The 24555-nt window shown below is 61.5% G+C and carries 18 protein-coding genes, 2 tRNA genes and 1 pseudogene; 19 read left to right on the plus strand and 2 right to left on the minus strand.

Going from position 1 to position 24555, the window contains the following annotated elements; all coding sequences use genetic code 11:
• Positions 1 to 59 precede the first annotated feature (59 nt).
• From hfq to AB7M32_RS07400, 8 genes and pseudogenes are all read left to right on the plus strand, one after another.
• Positions 60 to 320 carry an RNA chaperone Hfq gene (gene hfq / locus AB7M32_RS07365; protein WP_003186419.1) on the plus strand — a complete coding sequence of 87 codons (261 nt, stop codon included), beginning with the start codon at positions 60 to 62 and terminating at the stop codon, positions 318 to 320.
• A 12-nt stretch (positions 321 to 332) separates the two neighbouring features.
• Positions 333 to 1634 carry a ribosome rescue GTPase HflX gene (gene hflX / locus AB7M32_RS07370; protein ID WP_072407090.1) on the plus strand — a complete coding sequence of 434 codons (1302 nt, stop codon included), beginning with the start codon at positions 333 to 335 and terminating at the stop codon, positions 1632 to 1634.
• A gap of 85 nt (positions 1635 to 1719) precedes the next feature.
• A complete protein-coding gene (gene hflK, locus AB7M32_RS07375) occupies positions 1720 to 2892 on the plus strand; it encodes an FtsH protease activity modulator HflK (RefSeq protein WP_072407088.1) in 1173 nt (390 codons plus the stop codon).
• Positions 2892 to 3761, plus strand: coding sequence for a protease modulator HflC (hflC, locus tag AB7M32_RS07380; protein WP_072407086.1), 870 nt, complete (start codon positions 2892 to 2894; stop codon positions 3759 to 3761). Before hflK ends, hflC begins: the two co-directional genes overlap by 1 nt.
• Before the next feature lie 313 nt (positions 3762 to 4074).
• The gene (locus tag AB7M32_RS07385) at positions 4075 to 5262 is read left to right on the plus strand and encodes an ATP phosphoribosyltransferase regulatory subunit (RefSeq protein ID WP_046065549.1); all 1188 of its coding nucleotides are present in this window, start codon (positions 4075 to 4077) and stop codon (positions 5260 to 5262) included.
• Between the two features lie 54 nt (positions 5263 to 5316).
• The gene (locus tag AB7M32_RS07390) at positions 5317 to 6609 is read left to right on the plus strand and encodes an adenylosuccinate synthase (RefSeq protein ID WP_072407084.1); all 1293 of its coding nucleotides are present in this window, start codon (positions 5317 to 5319) and stop codon (positions 6607 to 6609) included.
• 1125 nt (positions 6610 to 7734) lie between these two features.
• Positions 7735 to 7788: pseudogene (locus AB7M32_RS07395) on the plus strand (hypothetical protein); the annotation flags it as partial.
• Between the two features lie 201 nt (positions 7789 to 7989).
• On the plus strand, positions 7990 to 8694 hold the full coding sequence (locus AB7M32_RS07400; protein WP_454252107.1) for a methyl-accepting chemotaxis protein: 705 nt from the start codon (positions 7990 to 7992) through the stop codon (positions 8692 to 8694).
• 215 nt (positions 8695 to 8909) lie between these two features.
• On the opposite strand, the gene AB7M32_RS07405 is transcribed toward AB7M32_RS07400, so the two are convergent.
• Positions 8910 to 8996 (minus strand) — tRNA-Leu (locus tag AB7M32_RS07405).
• Positions 8997 to 9172: 176 nt separating this feature from the next.
• Positions 9173 to 9259 (minus strand) — tRNA-Leu (locus tag AB7M32_RS07410).
• Between the two features lie 227 nt (positions 9260 to 9486).
• Between AB7M32_RS07410 and rnr the strand changes: the two genes are divergently transcribed.
• The 11 genes from rnr to AB7M32_RS07465 all read left to right on the plus strand — a co-directional run bounded on the left by rnr (position 9487) and on the right by AB7M32_RS07465 (position 24465).
• Positions 9487 to 12123: a ribonuclease R gene (gene rnr / locus AB7M32_RS07415; protein ID WP_454249528.1), complete on the plus strand. Its 2637-nt coding sequence runs from the start codon at positions 9487 to 9489 to the stop codon at positions 12121 to 12123.
• Complete coding sequence (gene rlmB, locus AB7M32_RS07420; protein WP_072412054.1) at positions 12120 to 12878, plus strand: 23S rRNA (guanosine(2251)-2'-O)-methyltransferase RlmB; 759 nt, start codon at positions 12120 to 12122, stop codon at positions 12876 to 12878. Before rnr ends, rlmB begins: the two co-directional genes overlap by 4 nt.
• 305 nt (positions 12879 to 13183) lie before the next feature.
• Positions 13184 to 13612, plus strand: a complete 429-nt coding sequence (rpsF, locus tag AB7M32_RS07425; RefSeq protein WP_003186395.1) for a 30S ribosomal protein S6 — start codon at positions 13184 to 13186, stop codon at positions 13610 to 13612.
• 28 nt (positions 13613 to 13640) lie between these two features.
• A complete protein-coding gene (gene rpsR / locus AB7M32_RS07430) occupies positions 13641 to 13871 on the plus strand; it encodes a 30S ribosomal protein S18 (RefSeq protein WP_002551829.1) in 231 nt (76 codons plus the stop codon).
• 36 nt (positions 13872 to 13907) lie between these two features.
• A complete protein-coding gene (locus AB7M32_RS07435) occupies positions 13908 to 14798 on the plus strand; it encodes a hypothetical protein (protein WP_454249529.1) in 891 nt (296 codons plus the stop codon).
• An 18-nt stretch (positions 14799 to 14816) separates the two neighbouring features.
• Positions 14817 to 15263 (plus strand): 50S ribosomal protein L9, encoded by a 447-nt coding sequence (gene rplI / locus AB7M32_RS07440; RefSeq protein ID WP_003186385.1) that lies wholly within the window; start codon positions 14817 to 14819, stop codon positions 15261 to 15263.
• A gap of 117 nt (positions 15264 to 15380) precedes the next feature.
• A complete protein-coding gene (gene dnaB / locus AB7M32_RS07445) occupies positions 15381 to 16778 on the plus strand; it encodes a replicative DNA helicase (protein WP_027911801.1) in 1398 nt (465 codons plus the stop codon).
• Positions 16779 to 16967: 189 nt separating this feature from the next.
• The gene (locus AB7M32_RS07450) at positions 16968 to 19280 is read left to right on the plus strand and encodes a YgiQ family radical SAM protein (RefSeq protein ID WP_454249530.1); all 2313 of its coding nucleotides are present in this window, start codon (positions 16968 to 16970) and stop codon (positions 19278 to 19280) included.
• Between the two features lie 341 nt (positions 19281 to 19621).
• Positions 19622 to 20548, plus strand: coding sequence for a hypothetical protein (locus AB7M32_RS07455; protein WP_060739413.1), 927 nt, complete (start codon positions 19622 to 19624; stop codon positions 20546 to 20548).
• Entirely contained in the window at positions 20545 to 21006 is a 462-nt protein-coding gene (locus AB7M32_RS07460; protein ID WP_454249531.1) for a hypothetical protein, read from the plus strand. Before AB7M32_RS07455 ends, AB7M32_RS07460 begins: the two co-directional genes overlap by 4 nt.
• Positions 21007 to 21171: 165 nt before the next feature.
• Positions 21172 to 24465, plus strand: a complete 3294-nt coding sequence (locus AB7M32_RS07465) for a transglutaminase family protein (RefSeq protein ID WP_454249532.1) — start codon at positions 21172 to 21174, stop codon at positions 24463 to 24465.
• Positions 24466 to 24555: the final 90 nt, after the last annotated feature.

A 24555-nucleotide genomic window follows, 5' to 3' on the forward strand; every position in this document is an offset into this window, starting at 1 on the left:
TGACGGCCCAAGCCATCTGATTCCGATTTTTATTATTGATCCTTAAAGGAGTGCGGCACATGTCAAAAGGGCATTCGCTACAAGACCCTTACTTGAACACTTTACGTAAAGAGAAAGTTGGGGTGTCCATCTATCTGGTCAACGGAATCAAACTGCAAGGCACGATCGAGTCTTTCGACCAGTTCGTCATCCTTCTGAAAAACACCGTCAGCCAGATGGTCTACAAGCACGCGATCTCGACAGTGGTGCCAGTTCGTCCAATTCGTCTGCCTAGCGCAACCGAATCCGAAGGCGGTGACGCTGAACCGGGTAACGCCTGATAGGAGCCTCCTTTGTTCTTTGAGCGCCACGGTGGTGGTGAACGGGCCATTCTCGTTCACTTGGATGGACAGGACCCTGAGGCGCGCGAAGATCCGCAGGAGTTTCAGGAATTGGCACTGTCGGCCGGCGCCGAGACCGTCGCGTTTTTCAACGTGCCGCGTCATCGGCCAACCGCCAAGTTCCTGATCGGCAGTGGCAAGGTCGAGGAGTTGCGCGACCTGGTCCAGGCCGAGCAGGTCGATCTGGTGATTTTCAATCACATCCTCACGCCCAGTCAGGAACGTAACCTCGAACGTGTCTTCGAGTGTCGCGTGATTGACCGCACGGGGCTGATCCTCGATATCTTCGCCCAGCGCGCCCGCACCCATGAAGGCAAGCTCCAGGTCGAACTGGCCCAGCTTGAGCACATGAGTACGCGGCTGGTCCGCGGCTGGACTCACCTCGAGCGGCAGAAAGGCGGTATCGGCCTGCGCGGCCCGGGTGAAACCCAGCTGGAAACCGACCGACGCCTGTTGCGGGTTCGCCTGCGCCAGATCAAGGGGCGGCTGGAAAAGGTCCGCAGCCAGCGCGAGCAGTCGCGACGTGGTCGCAAGCGCGCGGATATCCCGACGGTTTCACTGGTGGGTTATACCAACGCCGGCAAATCGACCCTGTTCAACAATGTCACCCAATCCGACGTCTACGCCGCCGACCAGTTGTTCGCCACGCTCGACCCGACCCTGCGCCGGCTCGATCTGGATGACCTCGGGCCGATCGTGCTGGCCGACACCGTGGGCTTTATCCGTCACCTGCCGCACAAGCTGGTCGAGGCTTTCCGGGCTACGCTCGAAGAGTCGAGCAACTCCGACCTGCTGCTGCACGTGATCGATGCCGCCGAACCGGACCGGATGCTGCAGATCGAGCAGGTGATGGTGGTGCTGGGCGAGATCGGAGCCCAGGACTTGCCGATCCTCGAGGTATACAACAAACTCGATTTGCTCGAAGGCGTGGAGCCGCAGATCCAGCGCGATGCCGACGGCAAGCCGCAACGGGTCTGGCTGTCAGCCCGTGATGGCACCGGCCTGGACCTGCTCAAGCAGGCCGTGGCCGAGCTGTTGGGCAGCGATCTGTTTGTCGGCACCCTGAAGTTGCCGCAACGTTTCGCCCGGCTGCGTGCGCAGTTTTTCGAGCTGGGGGCCGTGCAAAAAGAAGAACACGACGAAGAAGGCGTCTGCCTGCTGGCTGTTCGCCTGCCTCGGGCGGAGCTCAACCGACTGGTCAGTCGTGAAGGGCTGCAACCGATGGAATTCATCGAGCAACACACTTTGCAATAAAAGCCTGAGAAAGCGGTGTCAGGCATTCTGTAGCATTGGTCGGCGCGCCGTGGGTGCGTCTTTGCTTTATCAGATGGAGAGCGCTATGGCTTGGAATGAGCCGGGTGGCAACTCGAATAATCAGGATCCTTGGGGTGGCAAGCGTCGTAACAACGGCGACCGCAAGGGGCCGCCGGATCTCGACGAGGCCTTCCGAAAGCTGCAGGAAAGCCTGAACGGTTTGTTCGGTGGTGGTAAAAAACGCGGTGACGAGGGGGGCGGTCGTTCGGGCAAGGGCGGCGGTTTTGGCCTGCTCGGCATCGGTCTCGTCGTGCTGGCGGCTGTCTGGCTGTACAGCGCGGTCTATGTCGTGGACGAGCAGGAGCAAGCCGTGGTGCTGCGCTTCGGCAAGTACTACGAGACGGTTGGCCCGGGCCTGAATATCTATTTCCCGCCGATCGACCAGAAGTTCATGGAGAACGTCACGCGTGAGCGGGCGTACACCAAGCAGGGCCAGATGCTGACCGAAGACGAGAACATCGTCGAAGTGCCGCTGACCGTGCAATACAAGATCACCAACCTGCAGGACTTCGTGCTGAACGTCGACCAGCCGGAAATCAGTCTGCAGCATGCGACCGAAAGTGCCTTGCGCCATGTGGTGGGTTCCACCGCCATGGACCAGGTGCTGACCGAAGGTCGCGAGCTGATGGCCAGCGAAATCAAGGAGCGCCTGCAACGGTTCCTCGATACCTATCGCACCGGTATCACCGTCACCCAGGTCAACGTCCAGAGCGCAGCGGCACCGCGTGAGGTCCAGGAAGCCTTCGACGACGTGATCCGTGCCCGTGAAGACGAGCAGCGTTCGCGCAACCAGGCTGAAACCTATGCCAACGGCGTCGTGCCGGAAGCTCGTGGCCAGGCCCAGCGCATCATCGAGGATGCCAACGGTTATCGCGATGAAGTGGTCTCCCGTGCCAAGGGTGAGGCCGATCGCTTCACCAAGCTGGTGGCCGAGTATCGCAAGGCCCCTGAAGTCACCCGTGAGCGTCTGTACCTGGACACCATGCAGGAAGTCTTCAGCAATACCAGCAAGGTCCTCGTGACCGGCAACAAGAACGGCCAGAGCAATCTGCTGTACCTGCCGCTGGACAAGATGGTCGAGAGCGGTCGCAACACAAGCACGCCACCGGCCAGTTCGGCGGCGGCCAGCAATGAGGCCGGCACCCGCGCGGCGGCGGACCTGCAACAACAGCAAGCACGTACCAGGGAGAGTCGCTGATGAGCAATAAATCGCTGATCGCCCTTATTGTCGGTGTCGTCGTGGCGATCGCTGCCTGGAACTGCTTCTACATCGTTGCTCAGACCGAGCGTGCGGTGTTGCTGCAATTCGGTCGCGTGGTCCAGGCTGATGTCCAGCCGGGGCTGCATGTGAAGGTGCCGTACGTCAACAAGGTGCGCAAGTTCGACGCCCGCCTGATGACGCTGGATGCGCCGACGCAACGCTTCCTGACGCTGGAAAAGAAAGCCGTGATGGTGGACGCCTACGCCAAGTGGCGGGTGAAGGATGCCGAGCGCTTCTACACCGCGACCTCGGGCCTGAAGCAGATCGCCGACGAGCGTCTGTCCCGTCGTCTGGAATCGGGCCTGCGTGACCAGTTCGGTAAGCGCACGTTGCATGAGGTGGTGTCCGGTGAGCGTGATGCGCTCATGGCCGACATCACCCGTTCGCTGAACTCGATGGCGGAAAAAGAGCTGGGTATCGAAGTGGTCGATGTCCGGGTCAAGGCCATCGACCTGCCGAAGGAAGTGAATCGCAGCGTGTTCGAGCGGATGAGCACCGAGCGTGAGCGTGAAGCCCGCGAGCATCGCGCCAAGGGTAACGAGCTGGCCGAAGGCATCCGTGCCGACGCCGATCGCCAGCGCCGGGTGCTGCTGGCCGAAGCCTATCGTGAATCGGAAGAGGTCCGGGGTGATGGCGATGCCCAGGCCGCTGCGATCTACTCCAAGGCCTATGGTCAGGATCAGGAGTTCTACGGGTTCTACCGTAGCCTGCGTGCCTATCGTGAAAGCTTCGCGAACAAATCCGACGTCATGGTCCTGGACCCAAGCAGCGACTTCTTCCGCTACCTGGAAAAGGCCAAGCCTTGATGCGACGTTGACCTGGGGCACTCCGCCCGGCGGCTAAAGCGTCGGGCGGGGTGATCCTTTGGGAAAACGTGTGTATGATGCGGCAGCCGGGAAATTCCCGGCTTTTTTGCGTCTGCACGTTTGATTGTGGTTTTGGTTGCAGGCGTCGGGTTGAACGACTCGACAGGTTTTTCGAGGAAAGTGCTGGGCGAGGCCGATTGCTGGCCATTCGTCACGTCGCTCATGCGCGTGTTTTGCGCGTGGGCCAAGTATTTTCTGCTTCACTCAAGGCTTGCCCGAGGGCTGGCCGCCCGGACCATAGGGGAATGGCGTAATGGCAACGGTAGACCGCTGGCTGCTGCCAGATGGCATCGAAGAAGTACTGCCACCGGAAGCTGCGCGTATCGAAGTAGCGCGTCGGCAGGTGTTGGATCTGTTCCAGAGTTGGGGTTACGAGTTCGTCGTCACCCCGCATATCGAGTACCTGGAATCCCTGCTCACCGGCGCGGGCCAGGACCTGGATCTGCGCACCTTCAAGGTTATCGACCCGCAGTCGGGCCGGCAGATGGGCTTTCGTGCCGACATCACGCCGCAAGTGGCGCGCATCGACGCCCACACCCTGCGCCGTGAAGGCCCGAGCCGCCTGTGCTACGCCGGCAGTGTGCTGCATGCCCAGCCGCGTGCCTTGTCATCTTCGCGCAGCCCGATCCAGCTGGGCGCCGAGTTGTATGGCGATGCCAGCCCGAGCAGCGACGTGGAAGTCATCAGCCTGATGTTGGCCATGCTGCAACTGGCTGACGTGCCTGATGTCCACATGGACCTGGGGCATGTCGGTATCTATCGCGGCCTGGCCCGTGCGGCCGGTTTGTCCGGCGAAGTGGAACAACAACTGTTCGATGCCCTGCAGCGCAAGGCCATCGACGAAGTCATCAGTCTGACCGAGGGCCTGCCGGCCGATCTGTCGGGCATGCTGCGGGCACTGGTGGACCTGTGCGGCGGGCGTGAAGTATTGGCCGCTGCCCGTGAACGCCTGGCCCATGCGCCGGCGCCGGTGTTGGCCGCGCTGGACGATTTGCTGGCGATTGCCGAGCGTCTGTCGGTGCGCTTCCCCGAGTTGCCGCTGTATTTCGACCTGGGCGAGTTGCGCGGTTATCACTATCACACCGGCGTCGTGTTCGCCGTGTTTGTGCCGGGCGTGGGCCAGTCCATCGCCCAGGGCGGCCGTTATGACGACATCGGTGCCGACTTCGGTCGCGCCCGTCCGGCGACTGGCTTCTCCACCGATTTGAAAACCCTGGTGACCCTGGGGCGTGCTGAAGTCGAGCTACCGTCTGGCGGTATCTGGATGCCTGACAGTACGGATGCGGCCCTCTGGCAGGCAGTCTGTCAGTTGCGCAGTGAGGGTCAGCGTGTCGTCCAGGCCTTGCCTGGGCAGCCTTTGGCCGCCGCCCGTGAAGCGGACTGCGACCGGCAATTGATTCAGCAGAACGGGCTTTGGCAAGTATTGCCGCTGGCTTCTTGAGTTTTCCCGCCGGCCGCGGCCGGCACCAAGTTTGCGCGAATGAGGACAAGTGTTATGGGTAAGAATGTCGTAGTCCTGGGCACCCAGTGGGGTGATGAGGGCAAAGGCAAGATCGTTGATCTGCTGACCGAACATGCTGCCGCCGTAGTGCGCTACCAGGGTGGCCACAACGCAGGCCACACCTTGGTGATCGACGGTGAAAAAACCGTCCTGCACCTGATTCCGTCGGGCGTGCTGCGCGAAGGCGTCCAGTGCCTGATCGGCAACGGTGTGGTGGTTGCGCCCGATGCCTTGCTGCGGGAAATCATCAAGCTGGAAGAAAAAGGCGTACCGGTGCGCGAGCGCCTGCGTATCAGCCCGTCCTGCCCGCTGATCCTGTCCTATCACGTGGCGTTGGACCAGGCCCGTGAAAAGGCCCGTGGCGAGCTGAAGATCGGCACCACCGGTCGTGGCATCGGCCCGGCCTACGAAGACAAGGTGGCCCGTCGTGGTCTGCGCATCGGTGACCTGTTCCACCGCGAGCGTTTCGCCGCCAAGCTGGGCGAGTTGCTGGACTACCACAACTTCGTCCTGGTCAATTACTACAAAGAACCGGCCATCGACTTCCAGAAGACCCTGGACGAGTGCATGGAGTACGCCGAGCTGCTCAAGCCGATGATGCTCGATGTCACTGCCGAGCTGCACGAGCTGCGTCGCGCCGGCAAGGACATCATGTTCGAAGGTGCCCAGGGTTCGTTGCTGGACATCGACCACGGTACCTACCCGTACGTCACCAGCTCCAACACCACTGCCGGCGGCATCGCCACGGGTTCGGGTTTCGGCCCGATGTACCTGGACTACATCCTGGGCATCACCAAGGCCTACACCACTCGCGTCGGTTCGGGTCCATTCCCGACTGAGCTGTTCGACGACGTCGGTGCCTTCCTGGCCAAGCGTGGCCACGAATTCGGTGCCACCACTGGTCGTGCCCGTCGTTGCGGCTGGTTCGATGCCGTCATCCTGCGTCGCGCCATCGACGTCAACAGCATCTCGGGCTTGTGCCTGACCAAGCTGGACGTGCTGGACGGCCTGGAAACCATCAACATCTGCGTGGGCTACAAGAACGAGGACGGCGCTGTCATCGACGCACCGACCGATGCCGACAGCTACATCGGCCTGGAGCCCGTGTACGAGCAGATGCCAGGCTGGACCGAATCGACCGTCGGCGCCAAGACCCTGGAAGAGCTGCCTGTGGCAGCGCGCAACTACATCAAGCGCGTTGAAGAGTTGGTCGGTGCGCCGATTGACATTATTTCGACGGGGCCGGACCGCAACGAAACCATCGTTCTGCGTCATCCGTTTGCCTGATAAGTCTTTGATGTAAAACACAAAGGGCCCTCGTTGGGGCCATTTGTCATTTCTGCCGGCCGGGCGGCACGACACTTGCTATGCAACTCCATTAAGGCACCGCTTTCCCGAGTGCCATCAAATTAATGGCGTTTGGTAGAGGGATTTCACGTGTCGGCCGTTCTCTCACTGTTACAAAGTCGTTTATTGCGGCCTGTGTTCGTTACCCTGGGTATCGCCCTTTTGGTGCAAGTGCTGGTGGCCGTTGCGCTGACCCGGAGCACCGTCACGGCGCTGGAAGCTGACCTGGGTGCGCGGTTGGGGGCGGATAGTCAGAAGCTCTCCGCCGAGCTGGAGCAGGCCGGGCGAGAGGTCACGTCGAGCCTGGACAGCCTGTCCGCCAATACTCGCCAGCGGCTCAATGCCGGCTTGTCTGCTCGCCTGAAGGACGAGCAGGCGCAGTTGCGTGGGACCTTGGAGAAGGACTTGAGGGATTCCGCCAATGATATGGCGCAACTCCTGGCTTCCGTTGCTCCGCGTGCCATGTGGGATAACGACGTGCCCACTCTCTCTGAATTCGCCCGTCGGGCCCAGCGCAATCCCAACGTGCTGTTTGTCATCTATGACGACGCCGCGGGTGAGCACCTGACGCGCTACCTGAACCGGGAAAACCCGATCAACAAAGCGCTGCTGGAGAAAGGCAAGGGCGAGCGGGCGTTGGACAAGGTGCTGGACGCGGCGAAGAACGATCCGTCGGTGTATTACCTCGAGGCCTCGATCAACCCCAATGGCGTCGAGATCGGCAAGGTCTTGATGGGGGTTTCCACGGCGGCCGTTGAAACCGACCTGAAGGCGCTGGACCAACGCTTCTCGGCCTTGATCGCCAGCAGCGATCAGTTGGTCGGCGACAGCCTCAAGGGCGCGGCGGCTGACAGTGCCACCGCCATGCGCGGTCGCCTGGAGTCGGCCCAAACCACCGCCACGCAGATGCAGACCAACACCGCCAGCACCGTGCAGGACGCTGCGGGCACCTTGCGCTGGCGCATCGGCCTGGGCCTGGCGCTGGTGGGCTTCGGCGTGCTGGTGTTGCTGGCCGTGGTGCTGGGGCGTCGGGTGGTCAATCGCTTGAAACTGCTGATCGCGGCCATGAACGACTTGGCGGCGGGCGAGGGTGACCTGACCAAGCGCGTGCAAATCAACAGCAAGGACGAAATCGGCGACATGGCCTCGGCGGTCAATCGTTTTGTGGATAAGTTGCAGCCCATCGTGCGTGAGGCGGGCGATGTGGCGCAGCGCACCGGTGTGGAAATCGGTGCGATGACCTTGCGCAACTCCGGCGCCGATGCGGCGGCCGGGATGCAGCGTGATGAAGTGGCTGAGAGCTTGCGTGCGCTGTCGCAAATGGCGGACGAGGCTCAATCGGAAAGCCAGGCGATGCAGGCGGCCCTGCAACAGGTGGTGGAGATACGCCAGGCCACCGATGAAAACACGCGCACGTCGGCCAAGGTCAGCAGCTTGATCGAGGCCCTGGCCGGCCAGGTCGATACCGGGGCGAAAGTCATCGAACGGCTGGCGCAGCAGAGTGAACAGATTGAAGTGGTGCTGACCGTGATTCATGGCATCGCCGAGCAGACCAACTTGCTGGCTTTGAACGCGGCCATCGAGGCGGCGCGGGCCGGGGAGACCGGGCGCGGCTTTGCGGTGGTAGCGGATGAGGTGCGGGCGTTGGCGAGCAAGACCCAGAGCTCCACGGGCGATATCCAGGCGCACATCGTGGCCTTGCAGCAGGGGGCTCGCGAGGCGGTGGCCGCCATCGGCCAGGCCGGGCGCCAGGCCAGCGAAGGCTTGTTGGTGCTGCGTGACAGCGCGCGGTTGCAGCAGTCGGTGCAGGCGTCCGTCGAGCAGGTGCATGCGGCCATCGGCCTGGCGACCCAGGCGGCGGCCCATCAGGCCCAGGGCGCGCAAGCGGTGCGTGGGCGAGTGGAAACCATCCATGCCCAGGCTGAGAAAGCGGCCCAGGCCGTGGTCGAGACCACCGCCAGCGGCAAGGTGCTGGACAGCCTGGCGGCGCAACTGAAGGCAAGTTTGGGGCAGTTCAGGGCCTGATTGGATGGTTGGGCTGGACCCATCGCGAGCAAGCTCGTTCCCACATGGGATTGCAGTGAACACAAAATCTGTGTGCGCTTGAGATCCACTGTGGGAGCGAGCTTGCTCGCGATAGCGATTTCAGTGACTCAGATATATTTCCAGAACCCAGAAACGCAAAAACCCGCTTTCGCGGGTTTCTGTGAGGTTCAAGGCCATGACCTTGAAGCTTGAATTGGTGCCCAGAAGAAGACTCGAACTTCCACGACCTTGCGGTCACCAGCACCTGAAGCTGGCGTGTCTACCAATTTCACCATCTGGGCAGCATCTTCAGCGTTGCCGCTGTTGATGTGGCGCACTATACGGAGCGCGTTTTGATCTGTAAACCCCTGTTTTTGTTTTAGTAATTGCCCAGTGCAATTCCAGGGGGCGAAAATGCAAAAACCCGCTTTCGCGGGTTTTTGTTAAGCTGTCAGGTCATTGACCTGCTGCTCGAAATTGGTGCCCAGAAGAAGACTCGAACTTCCACGACCTTGCGGTCACCAGCACCTGAAGCTGGCGTGTCTACCAATTTCACCATCTGGGCAGTATCGGCAACGTGTGTGCGTCGTCGATGGCGCGCACTATACGGAGCGTGTTTTTAACTGTAAACCCCTGCGGAGAAAAAAACCGCTAAATTTCACGAGCGGTGCTTTCCGGGGGCTTCGAAGGCAGGTCAAATGATCCTGGAAACGCTATCGGATGCTTGAAATTTCCCGTTTCATTAAGCCTATGCCAAACTAACCCGCATATAGACAAGGTGAAAACTCTCTAATGGCCGATTGGCAGTCCCTCGATCCCGAGGCCGCTCGTGAAGCGGAAAAATATGAAAACCCTATTCCTAGCCGTGAACTGATCCTGGCGCATCTCGCCGATCGGGGTTCGCCTGCTAGCCGCGAGCAGTTGGTCGAAGAGTTCGGTCTGACCACCGAGGACCAACTCGAAGCCCTGCGCCGCCGTCTGCGCGCCATGGAGCGCGACGCTCAACTGATCTACACCCGGCGCGGCACCTATGCACCGGTGGACAAGCTCGACTTGATCCTGGGCCGCATCGCCGGTCACCGTGACGGCTTCGGTTTCCTGATCCCGGACGACGGCAGCGACGACCTGTTCATGAGCCCGGCGCAAATGCGCCTGGTGTTCGATGGTGACCGGGCCCTGGCCCGCGTGTCCGGCCTGGATCGTCGTGGCCGCCGTGAAGGCGTGATCGTCGAAGTGGTGTCCCGTGCCCATGAAAGCATCGTTGGCCGTTACTTCGAAGAAGGCGGTATCGGTTTTGTCGTGCCGGATAACCCGAAGGTTCAGCAGGAAGTGCTGATTACCCCGGGCCGTAATGGCGCCGCGAAGGTGGGGCAGTTCGTCGAGGTGAAGATCACCCATTGGCCAACCGCGCGCTTCCAGCCACAGGGCGATATCGTTGAAGTGGTCGGCAACTACATGGCGCCGGGCATGGAAATCGACGTTGCGCTGCGCACCTACGACATTCCTCACGTCTGGCCCGAGGCTGTGCTCAAGGAAGCCGCCAAGCTCAAGCCGGAAGTCGAAGAAAAAGATAAAGAAAAACGCATCGACCTGCGCCATCTGCCGTTCGTTACCATCGACGGCGAAGATGCCCGCGACTTCGACGATGCGGTCTACTGCGAAGCCAAGCCCGGCAAGCTGCGCCTGTTCTCCGGCGGCTGGAAGTTGTTCGTCGCGATTGCCGACGTGTCCAGCTACGTGAAGATCGGCTCGGCCCTGGATAACGAAGCCCAGGTGCGCGGCAACTCCGTGTATTTCCCTGAGCGCGTGATTCCGATGCTGCCTGAGCAGCTGTCCAACGGCCTTTGCTCGCTGAACCCGAAAGTCGACCGTTTGGCCATGGTGTGCGAGATGACCATCTCCAAAACCGGCGAAATGACCGACTACCAGTTCTACGAAGCGGTGATCCATTCCCAGGCGCGCCTGACCTACAACAAGGTCAGCACCATCCTGGAAACGCCGAAGACCAGTGAAGCCAAGGCACTGCGTACCGAATACGCTGGCGTGGTGCCGCACCTCAAGCAGTTGTACTCGCTGTACAAGGTGTTGCTGGGTGCCCGTCACGTGCGTGGCGCGATCGATTTCGAGACTCAGGAAACCCGGATTGTCTTCGGTTCCGAGCGCAAGATCGCCGCGATCACCCCGACGACCCGTAACGATGCGCACAAGCTGATCGAAGAGTGCATGCTGGCGGCCAACGTGGCCACCGCCGAATTCCTCAAGAAGCACGAGATTCCTGCGTTGTACCGCGTGCACGACGGCCCGCCGCCGGAGCGTCTGGAAAAACTGCGCGCCTTCCTCGGCGAGCTCGGCCTGTCCCTGCACAAAGGCAAGGACGGCCCGACGCCGAAGGACTACCAGGCACTGCTGGCCAGCATCAAGGACCGTCCGGATTACCATGTGATCCAGACGGTGATGCTGCGCTCCCTGAGCCAGGCGGTGTACAGCGCTGACAACCAGGGCCACTTTGGTCTGAATTACGAGGCGTACACCCACTTCACGTCGCCGATCCGCCGTTACCCCGACCTGCTCACGCACCGCGCGATTCGCAGCGTGATCCATTCCAAGCAGAACACCCCGCACGTCAAGCGCGCCGGTGCCATGACCATTCCGAAGGCACGGATCTATCCGTACGACGAGGCGGCCCTGGAACAGTTGGGCGAGCAGTGCTCCATGAGCGAGCGCCGCGCCGACGAAGCCACTCGCGACGTGGTGAACTGGCTCAAGTGCGAGTTCATGAAAGACCGCGTGGGCGAGTCGTTCCCAGGCGTGATCACTGCAGTGACCGGCTTTGGTTTGTTTGTCGAACTGACCGACATCTACGTCGAGGGCTTGGTGCACGTCACCGCCTTGCCGGGTGATTACTATCATTTCGATCCTGTGCATCACCGCCTGGCGGGCGAGCGTACCGGTCGCAGCTTCCGTCTGGGCGACACCGTGGAAGTGCAGGTCATGCGCGTCGACCTTGATGAGCGCAAGATCGACTTCGGAATGTCTGACAAGCCCGCCGAAGCACCGACTGGCCGTAAAAAACGTGGCAGCGAGACCGCAGCGCCTGCGACCAAGGGTAAAGGTAAGGGGGCTCCTGCAAAAACCGCAGAGCCTGAGCCAGCCAAGGCCGGTCGCCGTTCGTCTGTCAAGGACAAGGCTCCCGAAGCCTACCGCCCCAGCGACGCGGCGGCGAAAAACGCCGAACTGCGCAAGAGCCGCGAGTTGAAGCAGCAGTTGCTCAACGAAGCCAAAAGCGGTGGTAAAGCGGCGTCTGGGGGAAAGTCCCACGGGGCGGAAAAGCCGTCGAGCAAGCCGAGTAAACACCGTAAAGGCCCGCCAAAAGCGGGGTCGGCCCCCGCGAAAAGCGGCGGGTCGCGCAAACCTAAGGCCAAGTCATGAGTCTGGAAAAAATCTACGGCGTGCACGCCGTAGAAGCACTGCTGCGTCACCACCCCAAACGTGTCAAGCAAGTGTGGTTGGCGGAAGGGCGCAGCGAGCCGCGTGTGCAAGGGCTGGTCGAACTGGCCACCCAGAACAAGGTTGCCATCGGCCAGGCCGAGCGGCGTGAAATGGACGTGTGGGTCGAAGGCGTTCACCAGGGTGTAGTGGCGGACGTAAGCCCAAGCCAGGTCTGGGGCGAGGCGATGCTCGACGAACTGCTCGATCGCACCGAAGGCGCCCCTCTGCTGTTGGTGCTGGACGGTGTGACCGATCCGCATAACCTCGGCGCCTGTCTGCGTTCGGCGGATGCCGCCGGTGCGTTGGCGGTGATCGTGCCCAAGGACAAGTCGGCCACCCTGACGCCCGTGGTGCGCAAGGTGGCCTGCGGCGCGGCGGAAGTGATCCCGTTGGTAGCGGTGACCAACCTGGCGCGCACCCTGGAAAAACTCCAGCAGCGCGGCCTGTGGGTGGTCGGCACGGCGGGTGAGGCCGAGGTCAGTATTTATGACCAGGACCTGACGGGCCCGACGATCCTGATCATGGGTGCCGAAGGCAAGGGCATGCGTCGCCTGACCCGCGAGCATTGCGACTACCTGGTCAAGCTGCCGATGGCGGGCAGCGTCAGCAGTCTCAATGTCTCGGTGGCCACCGGCGTGTGCCTGTTCGAGGCGCTGCGCCAGCGTAGTGTCAAGGCTGTCGCCAAAAAGCCCTGATCCAGACGCTTATCAAATGTGGGAGCGAGCTTGCTCGCGATGACGGTGTTGCAGTGACGCAAAAGTCGACTGGCACGCCGTTATCGCGAGCAAGCTCGCTCCCACAGTGTTTTGTACAAGGTGAGGATTGGCGGTTGTTCAAATAATCGCCAATTGCCTTGCGCCGCCCTCGGCCCTTCTCTACAATTGCGCCCCTTGCTGTGATGGCAGGCACTTATGTGTCTAGCGTCCACAAGTCCATAAGTGTCATTCACTCCTTGTCTGACCGTTTTTGAGCGGCAGGCTACAACCCGTAAGGAGCATTCATGCGTCATTACGAAATCATCTTTTTGGTCCACCCGGATCAAAGCGAGCAAGTCGGCGGCATGGTTGAGCGTTACACCAAGCTGATCGAAGAAGACGGCGGCAAAATCCACCGTCTGGAAGATTGGGGCCGTCGTCAACTGGCCTACGCAATCAACAATGTTCACAAGGCTCACTACGTGATGCTGAACGTTGAGTGCACTGGCAAGGCCCTGGCCGAGCTGGAAGACAACTTCCGCTACAACGATGCAGTGATCCGTAACCTGGTCATCCGTCGCGAAGAAGCCGTCACCGGCCAATCCGAGATGCTCAAGGCTGAAGAAAACCGCAGTGAGCGCCGTGAGCGTCGCGACCGTCCTGAGCACTCTGACAGCGCCGATGGCGATGACAGCGATAGCGACAGCGACAACAGCGATAACGCTGACGAGTAATCCACGGACCTTTTGAGGAGCCAATCACATGGCACGTTTCTTCCGTCGTCGTAAATTCTGCCGCTTCACCGCTGAAGACGTGAAAGAGATCGATTACAAAGATCTCAACACTCTGAAAGCCTACGTATCCGAGACCGGCAAAATCGTTCCAAGCCGTATCACCGGTACCAAAGCTCGTTATCAGCGTCAGCTGGCCACCGCTATCAAGCGCGCCCGCTTCCTGGCCCTGCTGGCCTACACCGACAGCCACGGCCGCTGAGACCGGGCAGTCGACGAGTAGTAAGGGATTGAATGCATGCGCGCCTTAGCTGACTTCATCATGCGGGGACGTGTGCAGGCCACGTTGGTTGTGGCCGGATCCGCGGCATTGCCGCTGTTGTTCTGGTTGAGTGCCGCCGCTGGGTGCCTTGTGCTCCTGCGGCGCGGTTCGGACGCCTTGAGCGTCCTGGGTATCGGGTTGCTGTCAGCGTTGGTGAGCTGGTACTTCCTGAAGGACCCGACAACACTTTTGGTGTTGCTCGGGGCTGGTGGCCTGGCGTTGGTTTTGCGCGCCGGCCATACCTGGAACCGCGTGCTGCTGTGCAGCGTGGCCGTGGGGTTGTTGTGTGCGGTGAGCCTGGGAACTGTATTCAGTTCCTTCATCGAGTCACTGGCGCAGACGTTCGAACACGTCCTGCCGCTGGCGATGGGTGAGGTCTACGAGACATTCTCGGCAGACCAGAAGGCGTTTCTCACCGCCCTGAGCGCTCCGCTGATGATCATTTCGATAGCGTCTTCGCTGCAGATCTTTAGCGTGCTGTGCCTGATTCTTGGGCGCTATTGGCAGGCGTCGTTGTATAACCCCGGTGGTTTCGGTCGCGAGTTTCGCGCCATCCGATTCCCCAAGAGCGTGGCGCTGTCACTGCTGGCCGTCATGTGTGTTGCTCCGTTCTTCGGGCTGCATGCACTGATCCTGTTGCCGTTGTGCAGTGTTGCGCTGGTCTTCGCCGGCCTGGCCCTGATTCACGGGCTGGTGGCGCAGAAACGACTGGCCACGTTCTGGCTGGTGGGGATGTACGTGACGTTGTTGCCTTTCATGCACTTGCTCGGTCCGTTGCTCGTGGTCTTGGCCATCGTTGACAGCCTGATTGATTTTCGCGGTCGTATGGCGCCGAAAGACGCCGACAACGCGAACGGTGAAGGTTAAAAGTTAGAGGATTTTCACATGCAACTGATCCTTCTGGAAAAAATCGCCAACCTGGGCAACCTGGGCGACAAAGTAAACGTTAAGGCCGGCTACGGTCGTAACTACCTGCTGCCTTTCGGCAAAGCCACCGCTGCGACCGCTGCCAACCTGGCTGCGTTCGAAGAGCGTCGTGCCGAGCTGGAAAAAGCCGCCGCAGACCGTAAAGCATCGGCTGAAAGCCGTGCTGCCCAACTGGCCGAGCTGGAAGTGACCATCACTGCCACCGCTGGCGACGAAGGCAAGCTGTTCGGTTCTATCGGTACTCACGACATCGCTGACGCACTGACCGCCTCCGGCGTTGAAGTGGCGAAAAGCGAAGTTCGTCTGCCGAACGGCACCATCCGCAACGTAGGCGAATTCGACGTAGCCGTGCACCTGCACGCCGAAGTTGAAGCCACCGTACGCGTTGTCGTGGTAGCAGCCTAAGCAACACCTGTCGGCTGGCACCCTCGGGTGCTTGCCGGTAACATCGGGCACGATCCTGTTTACAGGTCGTGCCCTTTGTCTTTCTGCAATTGCTGAATTTCATAACCAGACGTGGCCATGAACGAAATCACCGCTCCCGAGCAATATGATCTGCAAACCGCTGCCCTGAAGGTGCCTCCGCATTCCATCGAGGCCGAACAGGCCGTGCTCGGTGGCCTGATGCTGGACAACAACGCCTGGGAACGCGTGCTCGATCAAGTCTCCGACGGCGATTTCTACCGGCATGACCACCGCCTGATTTTCCGTGCGATCGCCCGTCTGGCCGATCAGAACATGCCGATCGACGTCGTCACCCTGGCCGAGCAATTGGACAAGGAAGGGCAGACGTCCCAGGTTGGTGGCCTCGGTTACCTGGGTGAACTGGCGAAAAACACGCCGTCGGTCGCCAACATCAAGGCCTATGCGCAGATCGTCCGCGAGCGGGCGACCTTGCGTCAGTTGATCGGCATCAGCACCGAGATCGCCGACAGCGCTTTCAACCCGGAAGGTCGCACCGCCGCCGAGATCCTCGACGAAGCCGAACGGCAGATCTTCCAGATCGCCGAGGCTCGGCCGAAAACCGGCGGTCCGGTGAGCGTCAACGACCTGTTGACCAAGGCCATCGACCGCATCGACACCTTGTTCAACACCGACAACGCCATCACCGGCCTGTCCACCGGTTACACCGACCTCGACGAGAAGACCAGCGGCCTGCAACCGTCCGACCTGATCATCGTCGCCGGCCGTCCGTCCATGGGTAAGACCACCTTTGCGATGAACCTGGTGGAAAACGCCGTGCTGCGCAGCGACAAGGCGGTGCTGGTGTATTCCCTCGAGATGCCAGGCGAATCGCTGATCATGCGTATGCTCTCGTCCCTGGGACGCATCGACCAGACCAAAGTCCGTTCCGGCCAACTGGAAGACGACGACTGGCCGCGCCTCACCTCGGCGGTCAACCTGCTCAACGACCGCAAGCTGTTCATCGACGATACGGCCGGTATCAGCCCGTCGGAAATGCGCGCCCGGACCCGGCGCCTGGTGCGTGAGCACGGCGATATCGCGCTGATCATGATCGACTACCTGCAACTGATGCAGATTCCCGGTTCCAGCGGCGACAACCGGACCAACGAGATTTCCGAAATCTCCCGTTCCCTCAAGGCCCTGGCCAAGGAGTTCAACTGCCCGGTGGTGGCGCTCTCCCAGCTGAACCGTTCCCTGGAACAGCGCCCCAACAAGCGCCCGGTGAACTCCGACTTGCGGGAATCCGGAGCGATCGAGCAGGACGCCGACGTCATCATGTTCGTGTACCGCGACGAGGTGTATCACCCCGAGACGGAGCACAAGGGCATCGCCGAAATCATTATCGGCAAGCAGCGGAACGGCCCGATCGGCTTCATCCGCCTCGCGTTCATCGGCAAATACACGCGCTTCGAAAACCTGGCGCCGGGTAGCTACAATTTCGATGACGACGAATAACCTGTGGGAGCGGGCTTGCTCGCGAAGGCGGTGTGCCAGAAACCTCAGTGTCGACTGATACACCGCCTTCGCGAGCAAGCCCGCTCCCACAGAGGTGCCGCCGATTTCCGACCATAGCCGTCGGAATTGGTCAAAATTTGTGCTATATTCCGCGCCCGCGATTTTTCATCCTTTATACCGGTCATCGACATGCAAGCAGCCAAGCCGTTATTTGACTATCCCAAGTACTGGGCCGAATGTTTCGGCCCGGCGCCGTTCCTGCCCATGAGCAGGGAGGAGATGGATCAGCTTGGCTGGGATTCGTGCGACATCATCATCGTGACCGGTGATGCCTATGTCGATCACCCGTCGTTCGGCATGGCGATCATTGGCCGTTTGCTGGAAGCCCAGGGCTTTCGTGTCGGGATCATTGCCCAGCCGAACTGGCAGTCCAAAGACGACTTCATGAAGCTTGGCGAGCCCAACCTGTTTTTCGGTGTCGCGGCCGGCAACATGGACTCGATGATCAACCGCTACACCGCCGACAAGAAAATCCGCTCCGATGACGCCTACACCCCGGGTGGCCTGGCGGGCAAGCGGCCGGATCGTGCGAGCCTGGTCTACAGCCAGCGCTGCAAGGAAGCCTACAAGCACGTGCCGATCGTGCTCGGTGGTATCGAAGCGTCGCTGCGCCGCATCGCCCATTACGATTACTGGCAGGACCGGGTGCGCAACTCGATCCTGATCGACGCCTGCGCCGACATCCTGCTCTACGGCAACGCCGAACGGGCGATTGTCGAAGTCGCCCAGCGCCTGTCCTATGGCCACAAGATCGAAGACATCACCGATGTGCGCGGCACGGCGTTCATTCGCCGTGACACGCCGCAAGGTTGGTACGAAGTCGACTCCACGCGCATCGACCGTCCGGGCAAGATCGACAAGATCATCAACCCGTATGTGAACACCCAGGACACTCAAGCCTGCGCCATCGAACAAGAGAAGGGGGCGACTTTTTCAAGTGCGGAAGACCCGAGCGAAGCCAAGGTCGTGCAGATCCTGGCGAGCCCGAAAATGACCCGCGACAAGACCGTGATTCGCCTGCCGTCGGTGGAAAAGGTCCGTGGCGACGCGGTGCTTTATGCCCACGCCAACCGCGTACTGCACTTGGAAACCAACCCAGGCAACGCCCGCGCCCTGGTGCAGAAGCACGGCGAAGTCGACGTCTGGTTCAACCCGCCGCCGATTCCGATGACCACTGAGGAAATGGACTACGTGTTTGGCATGCCTTACGCGCGTGTTCCCCATCCGGCGTACGGCAAGGAGAAGATCCCGGCCTACGAGATGATCCGTTTCTCGGTGAACATCATGCGTGGCTGCTTTGGTGGCTGCACCTTCTGCTCGATCACCGAGCATGAAGGCCGGATCATCCAGAACCGCTCCGAAGAGTCGATCATCCGCGAGATCGAAGAGATCCGTGACAAGGTCCCGGGCTTCACCGGGGTCATTTCCGACCTCGGCGGCCCGACCGCGAACATGTACCGCATTGCCTGCAAGAGCCCGGAAATCGAATCCGCGTGCCGCAAGCCGTCCTGCGTGTTCCCGGGCATCTGCCCGAACCTGAACACCGACCATTCTTCGCTGATCCAGCTGTACCGCAGCGCCCGGGCCTTGCCTGGGGTGAAGAAGATTTTGATTGCCTCCGGCCTGCGTTACGACCTGGCGGTCGAGTCGCCGGAGTACGTCAAGGAGCTGGTGACCCACCACGTTGGCGGTTACCTGAAGATCGCTCCGGAGCACACCGAGGAAGGCCCGCTCAACCAGATGATGAAGCCTGGCATCGGCAGCTATGACAAATTCAAGCGGATGTTCGAGAAGTACACCAAGGAAGCCGGGAAAGAGCAGTACCTGATTCCCTACTTCATCGCCGCTCACCCGGGCACCACCGACGAAGACATGATGAACCTGGCGCTGTGGCTCAAGGGCAACGGTTTCCGCGCCGACCAGGTGCAGGCGTTCTATCCGTCGCCAATGGCCACGGCCACCGCCATGTACCACTCGGGCAAGAACCCGCTGCGCAAGGTCACCTACAAGAGCGATGCGGTGACCATCGTCAAGAGCGAGGAGCAGCGCCGCCTGCACAAGGCCTTCCTGCGGTATCACGACCCCAAGGGCTGGCCGATGCTGCGTGAAGCGTTGACCCGCATGGGCCGCGCCGATCTGATCGGGCCGGGCAAGAACCAATTGATCCCGCTGCACCAGCCGGCCACCGACAGCTACCAGAGCGCCCGTCGCAAGAATTCGACGCCAGCCGGCAGCCACAAGGTGGGCAAGGAAACCACCAAGATCCTGACCCAGCACACCGGCCTGCCGCCGCGGGCCAGCGATGGTGGCAACCCGTGGGACAAGCGCGAGCAGGCCAAAGCCGCGGCTTTCGCCCGCAACCAGCAGGCCGCCAAGGAGCGCAAGGACGCCGCTAAGGGCAAGGGGCCGAAGCCGGCACGCAAGCCTGTGGTGCCACGCTAACGGGTCAATCTACGATGTAAAACGCCAGCCTCAGTGCTGGCGTTTTGCTTTCTAGCGACAGTGCTGCCCATTTGCTATCTTGGCCGCCGCCGGTGCCAGCCTTGCCAATGCAATAACGCCGAGCGCAGCTCTTGTGGCGAGGGAGCTTGCTCCCGCTCGGCGGCGTAGGAGCTGTCGAGCGAAGCGAGGCTGCGATCTTTCCCCGGACACTTGAATCCCAAGCGAAAGATCAAAAGATCGCAGCCTTCGGCAGCTCCTACAGAGCCAGCAGGGATAAATCTCCCCACCATAGGGGTTCAGTGTGGATAAAGACTCACTTCCGATTCTCAAGGACGATTCATATGAGCAGCGCTACAACAGGCATCGGCATGGACCTGAGCTTCTCCCAGTTCATGGCCCGCAAACGCATCGAAAGCCAGATCAACCTGCCGCGCCTGTTTGCTGCCATTGACGCCGATCCTGGCATTGCCGGGGCGGGTGTGGTGTATGTCGATTCCGAATACAACGTCGTGACCTTGCGCGAGTTCAAGCCGATTTGCAGCATCGCGCCCAAGCGCATCATTTTGCGCGAGGCGAAAAAATACATCGCGCCGCAGCAGTTCATCGATCAGGTCAAAAGCAGCCCCCGCGAGTCCAAGCTCGGGCTTGAAGCAACCAATGCCGGCTTGTCCTGTGTCGCCGCGGTGATCGGTTGGGTGGTGGTGTTCAGTGGCAGCGTCGCGGTGCCCTTTACGGCGGGGGCAAGTGCCTTTGTCGTTGCCCTGGGTGCCGCTGCCGCGACGGCCAGTACCGCGCAATGCGTCATTGGCGGGATGCGGGTGGCCAATGAGCTGAGCAATCCGACCGGCAACGATGAGATGAACGACGCCGACTGGTACAACATCGTGTCGCCGATCCTTGACGGGGTTTCCCTGGTGGGGGTCGGTGGCTCGGCCTTGACGACTGTCCGGCTGCTCAAGGCCAACAAGGCGGCCGCCACCGGAAAGAGTTGGTATCAGTTGCTCAAGGGGCTGAATCGGCAAGAGCGCAGCAAACTGACCAAGGAGCTGTTGACGCTGAGGGACCCGAGCCTGACCGCGAAACTGCTCAAGCTGCAGCAGCGCGCGGGCGCCCTGCCCAAACGTTATTCGTCTGCCGAGATCAGGCACGCGACTCTGACGCAGATAAAGGACTCCCTCGGAGGCGCGCTGGGGGTCATTGGCAGTTATACCGGCGATGGCGCCGTGAAGACGGTTGCCGTCGGCCTGTACGAGGAGTTCACGGAATGATCGGGGGCGGATCGCTGAAGCCATTCCTCGCCCGTTATTTTCCGGTGTTCATGGGGACGATCCTGCTGGGCTGCTTTTCCGGGTCCACGCTGCTTGTGTTAGCCGGGGCCACTTATTGGCGAGCCCTGGAGCCGTCAGCCAGGACCGACTATGTCGGGCTCGGCACCTTGGCCCTGGTGCTCGTCCTGGTCCTGGGCAATCTCTTGATCGCTCGCGGGCGCGCCTGGGCGGTCTGGTGGGTGGCGGGGTATTTCCTGGCCTGTCTGGCGGCGGTGCTGCCGACGTTCGCTTATGGACCGCATCAGGGCGTGTACCTGTTCGCTGTGTTGTTGCCGCTGCTGGGGCTGTTACTGCTCAACAGCAAGCGTCATCGGGAAATGCGCAGCAAACTCGTCGACATCCGCCACCAACGCGCGATGATCATCCGGGCCGCCAAGGCCTCGCGTGCGCGTCGTTGAGTCGATTCGCGCCGCATTTATGTGCATTCCTTTACAGATGAATACGGGCATCGCGCGTTTTTAGTGCTCTACTGCCTTGAGTAGACAAAGAAAGTGTCCGGCCTGCCTGCATGGCATAAGTCTTGCGCCGCTTTCGATACCGCCCAGGCTCGCAGGAGGCACGTCGTGTCGATCCATGTCGCATTGCATCACGTCACGCATTACCGCTACGACCGCGCCGTCGAACTCGGCCCGCAGATCGTTCGCCTGCGCCCGGCAGCCCACAGCCGTACGCGGATTCTGTCCTATGCGCTGAAGGTTTCGCCCGAGCAGCATTTCATCAACTGGCAGCAAGACCCCCAGGGCAATTACCTGGCGCGGCTGGTATTTCCCGAGAAAACCCGGGAGCTGCGGATCGAAGTCGATCTGCTGGCGGAAATGGCGGTGTTCAATCCGTTCGACTTCTTTCTCGAGCCCTACGCCGAGAAAATTCCGTTTGCCTACGCGGCTGACGAACGCAAGGAGCTGGCGCCTTACCTGGAAACCCTGCCGCTGACGCCAAGGTTCCAGGCCTACCTGGACGGCATCGACCGCACGCCGTTGCCGGCGGTGGATTTCCTGGTGGCGCTCAACCAGCGCCTGAGCGAAGACATCAACTACCTGATCCGCATGGAACCCGGCGTCCAGACCCCGGAACATACCCTTGAGCACGCGTCCGGCTCATGCCGCGACTCGGCCTGGTTGTTGGTGCAGCTGTTGCGCAACCTTGGGTTGGCCGCGCGGTTTGTGTCCGGTTACCTGATCCAGTTGACCGCCGACGTGAAGAGCCTCGATGGCCCGTCCGGCACCGACGTCGACTTCACCGACTTGCATGCCTGGTGCGAGGTCTACCTGCCCGGTGCCGGCTGGATCGGCCTGGATGCGACGTCCGGGCTGTTCGCCGGTGAAGGCCACATTCCGCTGGCCTGCAGTCCCGATCCGTCCTCGGCGGCACCGATCAGTGGCCTGGTGGAGCCCTGCGAGTGTGAGTTCAGCCACGAAATGTCCGTCGAGCGGGTCTGGGAAGCGCCGCGGGTGACCAAGCCTTACACCGACGCGCAATGGCTGGCGATCCAGGCCCTGGGGCGGCAGATCGATGCCGATCTGCTGGAGGGCGACGTGCGCCTGACCATGGGCGGCGAACCGACCTTTGTTTCCATCGATGACCCGGACGGCGCCGAGTGGAACACCGCGGCACTCGGGCCGGACAAGCGCCGGCTCTCCGCCGAGCTGTTCCAGCGCATGCGCAATCACTATGCGCCCAAGGGGCTGGTGCATTTCGGCCAGGGCAAGTGGTATCCCGGCGAGCAACTGCCGCGCTGGTCGCTCAACTGCTATTGGCGGCGCGACGGGGTGCCGATCTGGCACAACAGCGCGTTGATCGCCGACGAGCAGGAGGATTACGGCGCCGATGGCGAACTGGCCGGACGCTTCCTGGCGAGCGTCGCCGAGCGTTTGAAGATTCCTGCGCGGTTCGTGTTTCCTGCCTACGAAGACAACTTCTATTACCTCTGGCGCGAAGGCGCACTACCGTCGAACGTCACGGCCGAGGACCCGCGCCTGGAGGACGCTTTGGAGCGTGCACGGTTGCGCAAGGTCTTCAGCCAGGGCCTGGACAAGGTCATCGGCCAGGTCCTGCCGCTGGCTCGCACCGCCAAGGGGGATCAATGGCAAAGCGGGCGCTGGTACCTGCGGGACAACCACTGCCGCCTGGTGCCGGGGGATTCTCCCCTGGGGTATCGTTTGCCGCTGGCGTCGCAGCCTTGGGTGACGGCGGCCGAGTACCCGTTCATCCACCCCACCGACCCGAACCAGGACTTGCCCGAACTGCCCGGCACCGAGCAACTGGCGCGTCACGGCGAGCCGGCCGCCGAGCAGGAGCGTGTCCCCGAGATCGACAAGTCCGCTGACTGGCTGACCCGTACCGCCTTCTGTGCCGAGGCCCGCGAGGGCCGGCTCTATCTGTTCATGCCGCCGCTGGAACGGGTCGAGGATTACCTGGAACTGGTCAGTGCCATCGAAGCGACGGCTGAGGAGTTGCGGTGTCCGGTGCTGTTGGAAGGTTACGAGCCGCCGAGCGACCCGCGCCTGAGCAATTTCCGCATCACCCCCGACCCCGGTGTGATCGAGGTCAACGTACAACCTTCGGCGACCTGGGATGAGTTGGTCGAGCGCACTGAATTTTTATACGAAGAAGCGCGACAGACCCGACTGACCACCGAGAAATTCATGATCGATGGCCGGCACACCGGCACGGGCGGCGGCAACCATTTCGTACTCGGTGGCGCGACACCGGCCGACTCACCGTTCCTGCGGCGTCCTGACCTGCTGCGCAGCCTGATCAGTTATTGGCATAACCATCCGTCGTTGTCCTACCTGTTTTCCGGGTTGTTCATCGGCCCGACCTCCCAGGCGCCCCGCGTGGACGAGGCGCGCAACGATGCCTTGTACGAGCTGGAAATCGCTTTCGCGCAAATGCCACAGCCCGGCGAAGAGTGTCCGCCGTGGTTGGTCGATCGCTTGCTGCGCAACCTGCTGATCGACGTGACCGGCAATACGCACCGCGCCGAATTCTGCATCGACAAGCTCTATTCACCGGACGGCGCCACTGGGCGTCTCGGCCTGTTGGAGTTGCGTGCGTTCGAGATGCCGCCCCACGCCCGCATGAGCCTGGCCCAGCAATTACTATTGCGGGCGCTGGTGGCGCGGTTCTGGCGCGAGCCTTATGCGCCGGCGAAACTGGCGCGCTGGGGCACCGAGTTGCATGACCGTTTCCTGCTGCCGCACTTTATCGAGCAGGATTTTGCCGACGTCATCCATGAGCTGAACGCCGCCGGCTACCCGCTGCGGGCCGAGTGGTTCGCCGCGCATCTGGAGTTCCGCTTCCCCAAGGTGGGCGATTACGCGGTCAGCGGTATCGAGCTGCAATTGCGCCAAGCCCTCGAGCCTTGGCATGTGCTGGGGGAGGAGGGCGCGGTGGGCGGCACCGTGCGTTATGTGGATTCCTCCCTGGAGCGTTTGCAGGTCAAGCTCAGTGGCCTGGCGCCGCAACGCTACCTGCTGACCTGCAATGGCGTGCCGGTGCCGTTGCAACCGACTGGTCGGGTCGGCGAATTTGTCGCTGGGGTGCGTTTCCGAGCGTGGCAACCGGCCAACTGCCTGCAGCCGACCATCCCGGTGCATGCGCCGCTGGTTTTCGACTTGCTCGACACCTGGATGCAACGTTCCGTGGGCGGTTGCCAGTATCACGTGGCCCATCCGGGCGGGCGCAACTACGACAGCCTGCCGGTGAATGCCAACGAGGCCGAGAGCAGGCGCATGGCGCGCTTCTTCCGTCTCGGACACACGCCGGGGAAACTGCCGATACCCAGCCTGGCAGTGGATGACGAGTTTCCACTCACGCTCGACCTGCGACGTTTTCAAGGGGCACCCAAGGTCTAAGTGAACCCCGTGGCGAGGGAGCTTGCTCCCGCTCGGTTGCGCAGCGACCGTAAAATTCCGGGGCTGCTGCGCAGCCCAGCGGGAGCAAGC

The sequence above is a fragment of the Pseudomonas sp. R151218B TE3479 genome (assembly GCF_053629195.1).

Coding starts and splice junctions, on each gene's coding strand:
- hfq (WP_003186419.1), top strand. CDS start 60: ATGTCAAAAGGGCATTCGCTACAAGACCCTTACTTGAACACTTTACGT.
- hflK (WP_072407088.1), top strand. CDS start 1,720: ATGGCTTGGAATGAGCCGGGTGGCAACTCGAATAATCAGGATCCTTGG.
- hflC (WP_072407086.1), top strand. CDS start 2,892: ATGAGCAATAAATCGCTGATCGCCCTTATTGTCGGTGTCGTCGTGGCG.
- AB7M32_RS07385 (WP_046065549.1), top strand. CDS start 4,075: ATGGCAACGGTAGACCGCTGGCTGCTGCCAGATGGCATCGAAGAAGTA.
- AB7M32_RS07390 (WP_072407084.1), top strand. CDS start 5,317: ATGGGTAAGAATGTCGTAGTCCTGGGCACCCAGTGGGGTGATGAGGGC.
- AB7M32_RS07400 (WP_454252107.1), top strand. CDS start 7,990: ATGGCGGACGAGGCTCAATCGGAAAGCCAGGCGATGCAGGCGGCCCTG.
- rnr (WP_454249528.1), top strand. CDS start 9,487: ATGGCCGATTGGCAGTCCCTCGATCCCGAGGCCGCTCGTGAAGCGGAA.
- rlmB (WP_072412054.1), top strand. CDS start 12,120: ATGAGTCTGGAAAAAATCTACGGCGTGCACGCCGTAGAAGCACTGCTG.
- rpsF (WP_003186395.1), top strand. CDS start 13,184: ATGCGTCATTACGAAATCATCTTTTTGGTCCACCCGGATCAAAGCGAG.
- rpsR (WP_002551829.1), top strand. CDS start 13,641: ATGGCACGTTTCTTCCGTCGTCGTAAATTCTGCCGCTTCACCGCTGAA.
- AB7M32_RS07435 (WP_454249529.1), top strand. CDS start 13,908: ATGCGCGCCTTAGCTGACTTCATCATGCGGGGACGTGTGCAGGCCACG.
- rplI (WP_003186385.1), top strand. CDS start 14,817: ATGCAACTGATCCTTCTGGAAAAAATCGCCAACCTGGGCAACCTGGGC.
- dnaB (WP_027911801.1), top strand. CDS start 15,381: ATGAACGAAATCACCGCTCCCGAGCAATATGATCTGCAAACCGCTGCC.
- AB7M32_RS07450 (WP_454249530.1), top strand. CDS start 16,968: ATGCAAGCAGCCAAGCCGTTATTTGACTATCCCAAGTACTGGGCCGAA.
- AB7M32_RS07455 (WP_060739413.1), top strand. CDS start 19,622: ATGAGCAGCGCTACAACAGGCATCGGCATGGACCTGAGCTTCTCCCAG.
- AB7M32_RS07460 (WP_454249531.1), top strand. CDS start 20,545: ATGATCGGGGGCGGATCGCTGAAGCCATTCCTCGCCCGTTATTTTCCG.